This is a genomic window from Caballeronia choica (assembly GCF_001544535.1).
Lineage (GTDB): Bacteria > Pseudomonadota > Gammaproteobacteria > Burkholderiales > Burkholderiaceae > Caballeronia > Caballeronia choica.
On sequence record NZ_FCON02000028.1, the window covers coordinates 1 to 13154 of the forward strand.

Genomic DNA, 13154 nt, shown 5'->3' on the forward strand with positions numbered 1-13154 from the left:
AACGTTCTCGAAGAAGATCAAATGTCCGCAACTGGTACAGTGAAACGTCTTCATCGCGGACGAGTCGTGAACGATGTCGAGGCGATCGTGAAAATCATCAGCCAGGCTCGCATATCACCTTGAATTCGACTAAGGCCGCGTCTCCGAACGTCATACTGATCGGGACGTCCGTCGCATCGCGGCCACGTGCCATGAGCACGCGGCCGGTACGCGGTGCGTTATTGCGAGGATCGAAGGTCTGCCACGCGCCTCCGAGGTACGCCTCGAACCATGCACAGAAATCCTGGGCCGCGTAAGGCGGGGGAAGGTTGACGTCGCTGATATAGCCTGTGCAGTATCGCGCGGGAATATTCATGGCCCGGCACAGTGCGACCGCCAAGTGAGTGAAATCGCGACACACGCCGATACCTTCCTGGTGGGCTTCGAACGCCGTCCTGGTAGGGCGTGCCTTTTTGTAGTCAAACTTGATATGGGCGTGAACGTAGTCACAGATCGCGAGGACCCGGGCGCGCCCTTGAGGAAGGCTGCCGAACCGCTCCCACGCTATGTTCGATAGCAGGTCCGTTTCGCAGTAGCGACTGCCTAACAGGAACTGAAGGCAGTCGTCGGGGAGCTCCTCAACGGAATGCTGATGGCCGTCAGCAGGATAGGTTTCCGGGGTGCCAGGAACCTCGAGCACCCCTTCGGTGGCGACCCGCAAAGATCCATGAGAAGGCGTGACAATGCGGGTGCACAGGTTGCCAAACGCATCATAATAGTGCGTGAACGCCAATGGCGGGTCGAACGAAATGCGGTCGGCCATGACGACTTTGTCCGCCACCGATGGATGCGTGTTCAACATGAGCACCGCCGGTGTCGCATGCGGACAGGAATAGGTCAACTGGAAGCCAACGTGGAGTTTCATGTAACAGGCACTCGATGCTGTGGGTCAAATTGGACGTCCGGTTCTTCCGCGGGTCCGACGGTGATGCGTCAGTAACGCTCGGTGTTCCGACTATTTTTCTGGACTCGGTTTTTCCACTCTCTCTCGGTATTCCTTCGGGCCGGATTCGAACCGCTGTTCGACCACAGTACGCCTATCAAAAAACTTGCGACAGCGACGAGCGCCAAGGTGCCGAGGGAATTTCCGGTGCCTCTGTCCCGGACAACTGTTGCGGCGTCAGCATGAAGTTGCTGCGCCTTGCCGCCCACTTCACGCGCTCTGCTCTTAAGCTGCGTCGAGGTGTTGCCCAAGGGGTCGCCTGCCGCGTCGTGCACTTTGCCAGCGACTTTCTGAACCGCTCCTCGTGCTTTCTCGGTATCCGTTGCTTTTTCCTTTTGCAGGATGAGGGTGCCCGCAGGGGACGGTCGCGGTGTTCGCCTCAAGCTATGTGTTGGGGGCGAGGAAAGAGCGGACGACCTGGGCACGGGATAAAACTCGACAACGTGACGAACAACGGTCGATCTAACCGGGATCGGGAGCATCTCTGAAGGAAATCTTGCTCTAAATTTAATACCGAGTTTTGCGCTTTTGTGGCTCGGACGGCATCAGAGCGGTGGTGCAAAAATGACCACCGCTCGCTTGGCCATCGCGCTCGCTCTGCCCGTGCGGAGCCGATCGTCGCATTCGCGCCGCTCAGCCACATGCTCATAAACCGTTTCTTCATCGTCCAAAGGTTTTCATGTCGACTCCAATTAAAGGGGCGCCGGGAAGTCCACGAAAGTGTGCTTGTCGGCGCCCACGCTTCCTACAGGGCTTCACAGGAGGGACTTAACCCAGGCTTCCCGCGCTTCGGACCTCCGCGGGCAGGTCGCCATCGACCCGCTCGACTTCGACCTCGGTACCGTGCAGGGTCTCATTGATCGTCTCCGTACGTTCGGTCGCCTGACGGCCTACAACAACTTCTTCAATCACATGGGCAGTCTTGGCCACGGGAATGCTCGCTGACGATCTTCCGAATCGCTGACAGTCGCCATCCCGTCTGGCGCGGAACGGGCGCAATGCTAGTCGGTGGCCGGTTCAACAGTCCAGGTCGCCCGGTCATCCATGGCGCGTTGAACTTCGCTGGCGCGATGCTCGAAGTTCTCCTCCACGCGCGCATCGGCAAAGTACCACGCCACCACGTCTACGTAGAGGCGACGGTGCCCGATGGCGTTGACATCGAGCGCGTCGAAGCAGATGAGTTGCCCGCAGGATGGGATGGAACGGACGCCAGGATCGCGCGCCAGGTTGGAGATCGTTGGCTCGAGGAGGCGCGGTCAGCTGTGCTGCTGGTTCCCTCAGTGGTCGCACGCGCCGAGCGGAATGTTCTCGTGAATCCGACGCATCCCGACGCTTCGGGATTCGTCGTTTCCGAGCAGCGCCCAGTTGTCTGGGATCGGCGGCTGTTTTCGAACGGCAAGTAGTTCAGCGGTTCTGTATAAGCCCCGTCACATCAATTTGTTTCCGCGGGGAAAGTATGGAACCGTGAAGTGCCTTCTTGTGATCGACGAATGCGGCTGAAATAATCGTCCCGCATGTTCGCTCAACGGGCATGCATGAGTTCCCTGGACCGCAATCCGGTACGCAGCTGACGCGTCACACCTCGAACAGACGGCATCGCCGAACGACAGCCCCGTGAATATCGCCAGTCCTGCCAAGACAAGCTGAGCGAATCCCGCGGTCGATCGGCGCAAAGCAGGCGCGCCGCAAAGGATGGGGCAACGCATACCTGCGCGGAACACAAGAGGTGGAACCGAGAGCCGGTGGGCGCGCGGCGGTTGAATGCCGCGCGCGTCAACGGAAAGAAGTCAGCGGGTCGAATTCGATCGTGAAGACCATTTACCACAACGTCGACGCGCGCGCAAACATGCGCCGGACAAGTGGTCAACGCGTGGCAAACCTTCCCCTTAACTGAAAGTGTCCGGATTTGCTACGGTCGCGGTGACCACCATGCCGTTTACCGGAACAGGGTGACAGGTGTTTATCCAAAAATGGACCGTCTAAACGTTCCCGAACAAGTCATGCAAAATTTCACTTTCCACAATCCGACCAGAATCCTATTCGGCGAAGGCCAAATCAAAGCACTTGACGCTCACGTGCCGTGCGAGGCACGCGTTCTGATCACCTTCGGCGGCGGGAGCATCAAGAGCAACGGCGTGCTCGCGCAAGTGCAGGCGGCGCTTGGTCATCGGGCGTGGTTTGTGTTCGGTGGCATCGAACCGAATCCGACCTACGAAACCTTGATGGAAGCGGTTGCGCTCGCGCGCGACAAGAAGGTCGACTTTCTCCTTGCAGTCCGCGGCGGCTCGGTGATCGACGGTACGAAGTTCATCGCGGCAGCGCTGAAATTCGACGGCGAACCGTGGGACATCCTGGCAAAGCAGGCCGAGGTGCACGACGCGGTGCCTTTCGGAAGCGTCTTGACGCTGCCAGCCACCGGCGCGGAAATGAACAGTGGCGGAGTCATCAGCTACCGCGCGAGGGGCGACAAATTGCCGTTCCGCAGCGAGGCGACCTATCCGCGCTTTTCGGTGCTGGACCCGACGACGACCTATTCGTTGCCACCGCGGCAGATCGCCAACGGTGTGGTCGATGCGTTCGTGCATATCGTCGAGCAATATCTGACCTACCCTGTCGATGCAAGGGTCCAGGACCGCTTCGCAGAAGGGCTGCTCGTCACGCTGACCGAAATCGGCCCGCAAGCGCTCGCCGAACCACACAACTACGACGTGCGAGCAAACCTGATGTGGACGGCGACGCTGGCGCTGAATGGCCTGATCGGTGCAGGCGTTCCGCAGGACTGGGCGACGCATATGCTCGGCCACGAGATCACCGCGTTGCACGGACTCGATCACGCTCAAACGCTTGCGATCGTGCTGCCGGCGATGCTGAGCGTGCGCCGCGAGCAGAAGCGCGCGAAGCTGCTGCAGTACGCGGAGCGCGTATGGGGCATCGTGCAAGGCACTGAAGCCGAACGCATCACCGCAGCGATCACGGCGACGCGCGTGTTCTTCGAGCGGATGTCGGTCGGGACTCGATTGCGCGACTATCAGATCGGCGGCAGCTCCATTGGCACATTGATGGCAAAACTTGAGGAGCACGGCATGACAGCGCTGGGCGAGCACGGCGACGTGACGCCCGAGGTCAGCCGCCGGGTTTATCAGCTTGCGGTTTGAGCACCGTTTGCTCCATTTATCCGCTTCATTCGGAGATTGATCATGCAGATTGGATTTATCGGACTCGGTTCCATGGGCGCGGCGATTGCGATGAACCTCGTCAAGTCCGGGAACGATGTTCACGTTTTCAACCGTAACCCTTTACGTGCGGAACCGCTGCGCGAAGCCGGCGCTATCGTCGCGGCAAGTCCCGCGCAGGCCGCCCGTTCGGCCGACGTTGTGTTCACGATGGTGGCCGACGATGACGCACTCACATCGGTCACGTTCGGCGATGCGGGCATTCTCGTGGGCCTCAGACCCGGCGCGCTTCATGTCTCGATGAGTACGATCGGCGTCGCCACGGCACAGGATGTCGCGCTCGCGCATCGCGAAGCCGGCCTGGGATTCGTGTCCGCGCTGGTGTTCGGCCGACCCGACGCAGCGGCCGCACGCAAGCTGTTCATCATGGCCGCCGGCGCGGACGAGCATCTGAGCGTTGCGGTGCCGCTGCTCGAGCAGCTCGGGCAGTCGGTCGGTATCGTCGGTCCCGACCCGTCGCACGCGAACCTCGTGAAGCTCATCGGCAATTTCATGCTATCGGTGATCATCGAAACGTTGGGAGAGGCATGCGCCGTTGCGGGCAAGGCAGGGATCGACCCGATGCACCTCGTCGAGCTGCTGACGAGCGCGAACTTCAACGCGCCGCCTTACAAGATCTACGGTCAGTTGATTGCGTCGCAGCGCTTTCAACCCGCTGGCTTTTCACTGCCGCTCGGTCAAAAAGACAATCGCCTGATGCGCGCCGCCGCCGACGCGCTCAGTGTTCCGCTGCCCCTCGCGAGCCTCGTTCACAATCGTTTCCTTGCGTTGCGCGCGCAAGGTATTGGTGCTGAGCACGATTGGTCGCCGGTCGCGCTTTGTGCGCTGGACGAAGCAGGAGTGCTCAAGCAGCGTTGAAACGCCACGGATGCGCAGTACGGTATATCCAGCCGGCCGACATTTCTGGTGACGCCTTATATCGCGCCGCGAGATCGAGCGACGCCACCGTCCTCCTGTGAGGTCGCTCGTTATCGGGCAAGCTTCCGCGAACGCTCGACCCAAATTCCGTTGGGCTCGCCAGGATATCCAGCGTAGTCAGTCACACACGAAAAGGTCGGTATGTGCAAATCCATTTTCCAACTCGCCCAATATTCGAGCCCCGCATTTCTGGCTTTGGCCCATGTCATCGAAATGGCCATCCGCGAGGGGGCGTATGGAGCCGGGGACAGGCTACCTTCGCAGCGAATGTTGGCCGATTTGCTGGGCCTGCACGTAAATACAGTTTGCCGGGCTTTGCGGGAAACCCGGCGACGTGGCCTCACGAGCGGTAACAGGCGCAAGGAACGCGGCTACTTGGAGCTACCACGTCGTGCTGATTCGCCAAATACGGTGCCGGGCCCCAAAGCCGCGCTGCGCCCGTTCCGTGGATTCAGCGCGTGAAGTATTGCTGCACTGATGCCACAAAGGTATCGATGTCGGCCCGCGTGACGTCCATGTGTGTGACGAAGCGCGATGCGTAGAGCATTTGCGTCAGGATTCCGCGCTCCTTGAGCCACGCTTCGAGCGGCGCGCAGTGTTCCTGCGGAAACTCGGCGAAGACCATGTTCGTCGCATGCGACTGAACCTTTACCTGCTCGATTTGCTCCAGCCGCTCCGCGAGATGCGCAGCGTTTGCATGATCTTCTGCGAGACGTGCAACGTTGTGTTCGAGCGCGTAGAGGCACGCAGCGGCGAGCAGCCCGGACTGCCGCATGCCGCCGCCCAGTACTTTGCGCCAGCGATGAGCGTTGTCGATAAGCGCCTTGCTGCCGACCAGAACGGATCCGACGGGCGCGCCGAGTCCCTTCGAGAAACAGATCGAAATCGAATCGAACGGCGCACACAGCGCTGCAATCGATTGCGCCGATGCGACGGCCGCGTTGCACGCGCGCGCGCCATCGAGGTGGGTCGTGAGCCCCCGACTGCGCGCCAGTTGCACCGCATCGGTCACGTAGCCAGCCGGGAGCACCTTGCCGCCGATGGTGTTCTCCAGCGCGAGCAGTCGCGTGCGTGCGAAGTGGTCGTCGATCGGCTTGATCGCCGCGCCGATCTTGGCGAGCGGCAAAGAGCCGTCAGGCGCATTCTCGATCGGTTGAGGCTGAATGCTGCCGAGCACCGCTGCGCCGCCGCCTTCGTACCTATAGGTATGGGCAAGCTGGCCGACGATGTATTCGTCGCCGCGCCCACAATGGGCCATCAGGGCTGCCAGGTTGCTCTGCGTGCCGCTCGGAAAGAAGAGGCCGGCTTCCTTGTCGGCACGCTCGGCCGTCGCCGCCTGAAGGCGCAACACGGTCGGGTCGTCGCCCCAAACGTCGTCGCCTGTCTGCGCGGCCGTCATGGACGCGAGCATCGCCGGAGTCGGACGGGTGACGGTATCGCTGCGCAAATCGATCATGTGAGAGTTCCTGCGTGGGTTAACGGCACTCCGCAACGACTCGAATGGCCCGCGCGGCATCTTGGTTGATGAATCCGCAAAAGTATATCCAGTCACGGTTACTGTGGCCTGCCGAGTCGCACGATACCGCTGCAAACGTGTTGCCTGATCGGCGATTTCTATCGGATGGTTGGGCCCTTTTCGATTTTTTCCGATCAGACGAAATTTGCTTCGGCATCGGTTCGCTCGACGTCCCCGCACTCGCGATCATCCTATGACCGAAGCGCGGCTTGTCGATCATCTTGGGCGCGAGCGTGAACGGATACGCGTCGGCGAAGCCGAGGCTGCGGTTCACTCTGTTCAGCGCGTAGCGCCTTGGCGGCTAGCTTGGCCGTCGTCAGCCAGTCGGCAGAGCGTCGGTGACGATCAAGCCATCGGCGTGCATCTTCGATCGGAAAGTCCGCGTGAGGCCAGCTGCCTTCAAAATAGCAGGCACCCAGGCAGCCGCAGGTGAGCCAACACAACAGCCGGGGCCGATCCTCGCGATCAAAATCGAGATAACCATGGTCCATCTCGGTGCTCGCCGTACAACGCATGACACCCTGATGACGACAGCAGGTCAGGACCGGGCGTGCGGACACATGGTCGAGGGCTGTCTGTGTGGCGGCTCGAGTTCGAGGTGGGTTCGACTCGGCTGAAACGAGTCGGTGCGCTTTGCGTATAGTCGTGACCGCAAGGCCTCTTAGCTTCAACAGCGCGCCGATTTGCGCGCGGGCGGCTCGTCCGGTAAGGTAGCGGGCGCTGAGTGCACTCGGTCTAGATTTAATCTTTGCAAGGAGTCGCCATGAACAAGCAGGAACTGATCGACGCGGTCGCATCGGACGTCGGGATCAGCAAGAGCGCGGCAGCCGATACAATAGACGCTGTGCTGGACGCCGTGTCCAAAGCGGTCGCCGGCGGCGACAGTGTCCAGTTGATTGGATTTGGCACGTTCGCCACGGGCGAACGGTCTGCGCGCACGGGCCGCAATCCGCAGACGGGCGAGACGATCGAGATCGCCGCCGCCAAAACGGTGAAGTTCACCGCCGGCAAGGCGTTCAAGGACGCCGTGAATCAGTAAGCCTGTGGGATCGGCAAAGCCAGGCTGGCTAGAAATGCCGGCCGTCGAGCGGCAGCAGATTGATCCACTTGACGGCGGTGCGGCGCTCACGGCCATCGGCGTGAATCGAGCGAATCATCACTCGCTGTCCGCGTGCTTCGCCGAGAACTTCGGCGATGCGGTCCTGATAGCGCACGAGTGTGCCGCGCATTGGTTTGCGCTTGATGCGGCCGCGACCGAGGGAGGCAGGCATAGATGCGGCGGAAGGAATGCGATGACGTCCTTATGCCCAAGTACGCCCGGATCGCTGCCTGTACGCGCGTCGTTGGTTCGATTATGTAGAGGAACTATGCCCGAATCAAATCGGGTGAATCAGCTGCGGCTGATCATCCCGCTAATAAGTGTTGCGATGCCAGTGGATGATATGGTGGAAGCGATGCGCGGAGGCGTCCGTTTCCGGCTGTTTAAAAGTTAAAACGCTAACAGGAGCGTGCGGTGAAAAGAAACGCCGAAAACAAGCTAAAGGTGGTCGCGGTACGGGTCGATCCTCAGATCGAGCAAAGGTTACGACTCTTGGCTGAAACAACGGGACGCAAGCAGTCGTTCTTCTTGCAACAGATGATCGAGAGCGGTATCGGCGCGATGGAAAATACGTGGTTGCCGCCGGATCTTCTTTCGCAAGTCCAGAACGGCAGGTTACTGTTGCAGCAACAGGCGAGCGATGCGACTTCAGACCTTTTTGGCGGCTTATACACCGACCAAGCAAGCTAAATTAAAGAGACACCTAAGACTTCGTCTGCGCATAGGCCAGTGCCGAGAAAATGCGCGCAACGCATGAAGCAAGATCGCCGCCGCTCTCGACGGTGCGAGACTCTCGCGCTTCGAGTATCTGCATCGAGTCGTCAATCGTCGAGTACAGGCAAATCGTCTCGTGGCGGCAATCTTACCGCGCGTACGAACGGTCCGGGACGTAAGACGGCCGCACCGGGCGGTCATTTATTATTCTATTTTTGATGTGCGTCTGGCTTTGCCGCGTCCGGCTCCAGAAATTCGCTTCGCTTTCACCTGCGTCGATGGGGATCCCGCTGCAGCGGCGCACGGCTCTAGCGAGGCCACGAGCGCCTCACTGGCTTCCAGCTTGCTGCGCGCCGCAGCTAATTCGCTGAGTAGATTTTCCCGTTCAGCTTGCAGCTTTATTAATTCGGCCTCTTTTTTTGCTGTTGTCTCCTTGTGCTGCTCGATGACGCAGGTCTTGTCAGCCAGTTCGGCACGCAGCGCGCTCATTTCGGTCTGCGACGACTCGCTCGTCTGCTGCATTTTCAACAGCAGGGCTTCGGCGCGCTTCTGGTCGGCGCGCGCCTCGCTGATCTGTTTCGTCATGCGGTTTTGGTCGCCTTCCATTCGCTGCACGGCCTTGTCCAGTTCCGTCTGAAACGACTGGTTGCGCATCGCGGCCGACGCGTGCAGTGCGCCGACTTCCTGTTCGTGCGTCGCACGTAGCGCGTCGAGTTTGGTTTCACCCCGTTCCCGCGCGTCGGCAAGCTGCTTTTCGAGTGCGGCAATGCGCGCGTGCGCCGGTTCCGCGGCCGCTGCCTGAGCCGCTAGCTGGTGTTCCAGTTCGACGATTCGGGTTGCGTGTGCTTCCAACTGGGTTTGAAATCGAGCCTGCTCTGCGGCCGCCGCACCCGCACGTTCGGCGTGCTCCCTCCGATCTGCGGCGACGAGCAGGGCAGCGGCTTCGCGGGGACTTAACCGGGTATTGCTGACACGGCTCATGGCGGCTTCGTTCGGGAGGTCGGTGGGAGGGAGCAGCTATCTAATTGTATAGCGGGCTTCGGGGACGGTTGACGTTCGGTAATTCTACTAGCCGTGTTCACGGATTACGCTAACGAAGAAAGTGCCGGCGCGCGCTCACAACCGTACGGGAAGGGCGGAACAAGTGCGCGAGCAGGGTTTTAGACCGATCCGTCCGATCAAGAAGGGCGGCGAGCCTTTCATCGACTATCAGTTGCAAACCGACGGGCGCCGCAGAGTAGCGACCAACCGCACCTATGCCAGTCGTTGCGGTTCGGTCGACTGTCAAGAAACAATGCGGGCCGCATCTTCGACTTGACGTGCGAAGTTGTTAGTTCGAACTGTTTGCTGCAGGGAATGAATGCCGACCAGCCGCAAGACACCGCAAGGACAGCGAATGCCACGGCGCGCGCCGGGATGTCGAACGTTCGTCCTGCTCCCGCCTGAGTTAGTCGCGAGCGGTAAGTCGGTCCTTCAGCGCTGTTCAACGCCATAATCGAATTGTCCGTCAATCGTACCCCGTGCGGTCGAAAAGTCGCTTATTGACGGGTTGGGGTCCGATCGCGTCCCCGAGGATGCGGATTTCCGATGCTTCGAACCCACTGGACATTTTGCGAGGCGAGTGCGAGGATCACTGCTCGCACCCAGAAGTAAAGCGTGCTTATTTTCTGCATCGGGTGGGGCAATCAATGAGGTGTCTGACTCGACGCTTGCCTGCGTCACTGTAGCCGGCGTATGGGGCCGGCAGGAACGTAGAGTACCGAGACTCGGTCTGGGAGCATGAGATGACAAGCCGTGCTGCCGAGGCTAGTTCTGCCCAATTCGCGCTGTGGCAGCGCAAAACGGTTAAAGCCACAAAGGATGCGCGGCGAGTCCTCGTTGCCCATCCCGATCCATCCGTCGGCGAGTCCCTCGTGGTGTTGCTATGCCTGAAGGCGTTTCAGGCGAAACACGCCATCGACGTTGCCGCGACCCGTTCAATCCTTGACCAATGGCGCCCGTACGCAATCTTTCTCGATACGCGTATTGGTGGCCTCGACGATGATGCATTCGTACGCGAGATAGATTTGCTCAAGGGAAACGAGCATGGACTGCTCATTGCGATGAGCAGTTTCATGCCGGAAGAGTCGGTTGAACGCTTAAAGGAAGTCGGCTTTGATGGACACTGCCGCCGTCCCTGCCCGATGTGGCAGATGGCGGACCTCTTAGAGGGATTTTTCTCTTGCGATCTCGAACGCTGATAGCAATGCGACTTACATTTGTGAGGCATTAGCGAGAAGACAGCACATCTGACGACGCAGCGGCTTTCTCCGCGCTGCAGCGATCTCGACAGAATTCAAAAAATTGATTTCTGGATTCGGGTCTTCTCATTGGATTGCCCCAAGACGTGCGCGCTGAACCTGATCTAGAGGCCTACCGTTCGGAAATCAACGTCAGCGCCGCACTGGACATAGATTGGATACAGGGGGTTTCCTTGAGATATGTAGCGGCGGGTGTGCAATTAGGAATACAAGCCTTGTACGAGATTTCATCTGAGCAGGCGGACGCCTATCGCCAATTGCTGCGCTAAGTGCTTTGGCGTTTAGCTCGTCTACGCGCACGCAGCCCCGCCGGCTGCAACGTGTCGACGGCAATGGTCGACCGATCAGCATTATGGTCGATCCACGCGACCCCGCAGTTCAGGGCGAAGACGACTGCTTGATCGGGGGTTTCGAAACCAATTAGGCTGGCATCCACCAATTCGCAGATCCCCCTAACTTTGTCGAACGTCGACGGGAATTTGTCAACGTACGCATCTGCGAAATATGCACCGTGGCCCTCACGCGCGGTTGCGTCGATATGGTGCAACTTATAGTCGTAGCGCATTGCACTTCTCCGCGTGGTGCGTCATAGAAAAATAATGCACTTGAATGGCGGGACGAGTCACGCCCTGTAAGCTGAACTTTCAGCGTTGCATGGGTCGGCAATTTTGTCTGTACGGTACCGGGCGACTTTCGGGCGACTTCAGCGTCGCAGCGCGCCGCGTCGACCGGGCGTCGTCCGCAGAACAAGTTCCGAAATCGGATCTTGGTCGAGTGTTACTGTGGCCCGGTTATTGCGACACGCCGGTCGCAAGTCCTCGACTCTCCGAGCGCTCACAGCCAGATCGGTCATTCTCACCTACTCGACAGCCATGGCAGAAAACATAGAAGAGGCCGTGCCAATGCGCCTCGCCTCAGGAGTCGACGGCGTCGACGACATCCTCGGCGGCGGACTTACTCCGCGCCGAATGTATCTCATAGAGGGTGCGCCTGGCGCGGGCAAAACTACGTTTGCCTTGCAGTTTTTACTCAAGGGCGCTGAAGTGGGTGAGGCCGGGCTCTACGTTACATTGTCGGAGACCAAGTCTGAACTTGTTGCCGTCGCGGCCAGTCACGGATGGGACGTCAGCAGGCTTACGATCATCGAGCTTTTATCCGACGAGGGGCTCGATCCGCGATACGAACAAACGGTACTGCACCCGGCGGAAGTGGAGTTGGGCGAAACGGTGAGGGATGTCATCGAGAAGGTGGACGAGCTCAAACCGGCGCGGCTGGTCTTCGACAGTTTGTCTGAACTGCGTCTGCTTTCTCAGAATCCGCTTCGCTACCGAAGACAGATTCTCGCTTTGAAACGTTACTTTGCCACGCGCGCCTGCACAGTCGTGCTCCTGGATGACAACACCTCGGAGCCTGGCGATCTTCAGTTGCACAGCATCGCGCATGGTGTGGTAAGTCTGGATAACCTCGCGCACGACTACGGAGGAGAACGTCGCCGTTTGCGAATCGCGAAGATGCGTGGCATCAAGTTTCGCGAGGGATACCACGACATGACACTTGATACGGGTGGCATCAAGGTCTACCCGCGGCTGGTGGCCGCGGAGCATCACAGCGACTTCTCAGGGCACGCGCGCAGTACGGGAACGGAGGGCCTCGACGAGCTGCTCGGGGGAGGGCTGGTGCCCGGCACCAATGCGCTGATGATCGGTCCGTCTGGGGTCGGCAAGACGACTACGGTCGTGTCGTGCCTGCTGGCCGCGCTGGAACGCGGCGAGCCGTGCGTCTATTACCTTTTTGATGAGACCCTCAACACGCTTCTGCTGCGCTCGGCCAACCTCGGCATGGACCTAAGGCCGCACATCGAGAGCGGACTCTTGACGCTTCGCCAGATCGACCCTGCGGAAATATCGCCGGGAGAATTCACCAGCGATGTACGCAACCGCGTCGAGTATGGAAAGGCGAAGTACGTGGCGATCGATAGTCTCAATGCATTCCTACAGGCTATGCCCGGAGAACGCTATCTCCTCCTTCAAATGCATGAGCTGCTCGCCTATCTCAATCAACGGGGCGTGGTCACGATGCTGGTTCTCGGGCAGCACGGAATCATCGGTGAAATCGAAAGCGACATTGACGTCAGCTACCTGAGCGACGTGGTACTGCTGTTCCGCTACTTCGAGCGTCAGGGCGAAGTCCTGACCGCCGTGACTGCCCTCAAGAGCCGGGCGAATGCGCACGAGCGCTCCATACGTCAGTTCCGCCTGGGCAACACCGGGCTGGATGTCGGGGAGGCATTGCGCGACTTCGAGGGTATCCTCAGTGGCTTGCCTGCATACAAGGGCACCACCGCCATGCTCGCGACGGCAGGTGGCGCCTCCGACACTGCTGAACAGTAAAG

General features: G+C 59.8%; 14 protein-coding genes and 1 pseudogene. 8 read left to right on the forward strand and 7 right to left on the reverse strand.

From position 1 onward, the window contains the following. Positions 1–97: 97 nt before the first annotated feature. Entirely contained in the window at positions 98–904 is an 807-nt protein-coding gene (locus AWB68_RS14855; protein WP_087645116.1) for a transglutaminase-like domain-containing protein, read from the reverse strand. An 846-nt stretch (positions 905–1750) separates the two neighbouring features. Next, on the reverse strand, positions 1751–1912 hold the full coding sequence (locus tag AWB68_RS14865) for a DUF2382 domain-containing protein (RefSeq protein ID WP_235028340.1): 162 nt from the start codon (positions 1910–1912) through the stop codon (positions 1751–1753). 11 nt (positions 1913–1923) lie between these two features. Here AWB68_RS14865 and AWB68_RS14870 point away from each other — a divergent pair, with 11 nt between their 5' ends. The 4 genes from AWB68_RS14870 (at position 1924) to AWB68_RS14885 (ending at position 5595) form a co-directional block, all read left to right on the forward strand. Next, entirely contained in the window at positions 1924–2385 is a 462-nt protein-coding gene (locus AWB68_RS14870; protein WP_087645117.1) for an RES family NAD+ phosphorylase, read from the forward strand. Between the two features lie 597 nt (positions 2386–2982). Then, entirely contained in the window at positions 2983–4137 is a 1155-nt protein-coding gene (gene yqhD / locus AWB68_RS14875) for an alcohol dehydrogenase (RefSeq protein WP_087645118.1), read from the forward strand. A 42-nt stretch (positions 4138–4179) separates the two neighbouring features. After that, positions 4180–5073, forward strand: coding sequence for an NAD(P)-dependent oxidoreductase (locus AWB68_RS14880; protein WP_087645119.1), 894 nt, complete (start codon positions 4180–4182; stop codon positions 5071–5073). 201 nt (positions 5074–5274) lie between these two features. Then, positions 5275–5595: a GntR family transcriptional regulator gene (locus tag AWB68_RS14885; protein WP_087645120.1), complete on the forward strand. Its 321-nt coding sequence runs from the start codon at positions 5275–5277 to the stop codon at positions 5593–5595. Here AWB68_RS14885 and ltaE read toward each other — a convergent pair. Both ltaE and AWB68_RS49425 read right to left on the reverse strand, forming a co-directional pair. Continuing rightward, positions 5585–6589 (reverse strand): low-specificity L-threonine aldolase, encoded by a 1005-nt coding sequence (gene ltaE / locus AWB68_RS14890; protein WP_087645121.1) that lies wholly within the window; start codon positions 6587–6589, stop codon positions 5585–5587. The genes AWB68_RS14885 and ltaE overlap by 11 nt on opposite strands. Before the next feature lie 350 nt (positions 6590–6939). After that, a pseudogene (locus tag AWB68_RS49425) lies at positions 6940–7140 on the reverse strand (hypothetical protein); the annotation flags it as partial. A 272-nt stretch (positions 7141–7412) separates the two neighbouring features. Between AWB68_RS49425 and AWB68_RS14895 the strand changes: the two are divergent. Next, positions 7413–7688, forward strand: a complete 276-nt coding sequence (locus tag AWB68_RS14895) for an HU family DNA-binding protein (RefSeq protein WP_087645122.1) — start codon at positions 7413–7415, stop codon at positions 7686–7688. A 28-nt stretch (positions 7689–7716) separates the two neighbouring features. On the opposite strand, the gene AWB68_RS14900 is transcribed toward AWB68_RS14895, so the two are convergent. Next, positions 7717–7878: a hypothetical protein gene (locus AWB68_RS14900; protein WP_235028341.1), complete on the reverse strand. Its 162-nt coding sequence runs from the start codon at positions 7876–7878 to the stop codon at positions 7717–7719. A 284-nt stretch (positions 7879–8162) separates the two neighbouring features. Between AWB68_RS14900 and AWB68_RS14905 the strand changes: the two genes are divergently transcribed. Then, the gene (locus AWB68_RS14905) at positions 8163–8438 is read left to right on the forward strand and encodes a YlcI/YnfO family protein (protein WP_087645124.1); all 276 of its coding nucleotides are present in this window, start codon (positions 8163–8165) and stop codon (positions 8436–8438) included. A 228-nt stretch (positions 8439–8666) separates the two neighbouring features. Here AWB68_RS14905 and AWB68_RS14910 read toward each other — a convergent pair whose 3' ends face one another. Further along, on the reverse strand, positions 8667–9443 hold the full coding sequence (locus tag AWB68_RS14910; RefSeq protein WP_087645125.1) for a hypothetical protein: 777 nt from the start codon (positions 9441–9443) through the stop codon (positions 8667–8669). An 803-nt stretch (positions 9444–10246) separates the two neighbouring features. On the opposite strand from AWB68_RS14910, the gene AWB68_RS14915 reads away from it, so the two are divergent. Next, positions 10247–10702 (forward strand): response regulator, encoded by a 456-nt coding sequence (locus tag AWB68_RS14915; protein WP_087645126.1) that lies wholly within the window; start codon positions 10247–10249, stop codon positions 10700–10702. A gap of 325 nt (positions 10703–11027) precedes the next feature. Here AWB68_RS14915 and AWB68_RS14920 read toward each other — a convergent pair whose 3' ends face one another. Next, on the reverse strand, positions 11028–11327 hold the full coding sequence (locus AWB68_RS14920) for a hypothetical protein (protein WP_087645127.1): 300 nt from the start codon (positions 11325–11327) through the stop codon (positions 11028–11030). A gap of 307 nt (positions 11328–11634) precedes the next feature. On the opposite strand from AWB68_RS14920, the gene AWB68_RS14925 reads away from it, so the two are divergent. After that, positions 11635–13152 (forward strand): ATPase domain-containing protein, encoded by a 1518-nt coding sequence (locus AWB68_RS14925; protein WP_087645128.1) that lies wholly within the window; start codon positions 11635–11637, stop codon positions 13150–13152. The last annotated feature ends 2 nt before the right edge of the window (positions 13153–13154 follow it).